This window comes from Flavobacterium taihuense (genome assembly GCF_019351435.1).
GTDB lineage: Bacteria > Bacteroidota > Bacteroidia > Flavobacteriales > Flavobacteriaceae > Flavobacterium > Flavobacterium taihuense.
Window position 1 is genome coordinate 1 of the sequence record NZ_JAHWYN010000068.1, and the last position, 541, is coordinate 541.

General features: G+C 46.2%; 1 protein-coding gene. It reads left to right on the plus strand.

The genetic code is table 11. The features are described 5' to 3' along the window. Positions 1 to 541: DUF8696 domain-containing protein (locus tag KZH69_RS20400; protein ID WP_219319309.1), on the plus strand; the 541-nt coding region annotated here is incomplete at both ends.

Below are 541 nucleotides of genomic sequence, written 5' to 3' on the forward strand. Positions count from 1 at the left end.
TTCCCGGTGAAATTGCCGGAAGCCAAACACTATGTGCTCCGTTTAATCCTGCAGCCTTTACCAGTGTTACACCGGGTTCTGACCATGGTACCATAAGCTACCAATGGCAAAGCAGTACTGATGGAACCACTTTCACTAACATTGCAGGAGCTACCTCAGCAACTTATGATGCACCTGCTGTAGCCGTTAAAACATGGTTCCGCAGAGTAGCCACTTCTGATGTGGGTTGCGCTGGCAACAGTAATGTTTTGACTGTGACACCAAATGACATTGCTCCTGGCGCAATCGCTGGAGATCAAACATTATGTTCTCCGTTTGATCCTGCAGCATTCACCAGTACAACTGTGGGAAGCACCACAAATGGTGGAGTAATTTCATATCAATGGCAATGGAGTACTACTGGCTGCGAAGGGACTTGGAGTGATATCTCAGGAGCTACATCTGCAACTTACAATGCAGGAGTCGTATCTGTAATAACTAATTTCCGTAGAGTCGCTACTTCTACTCTTAATGGCGTTGCCTGTTCTGCAAACAGTAATTG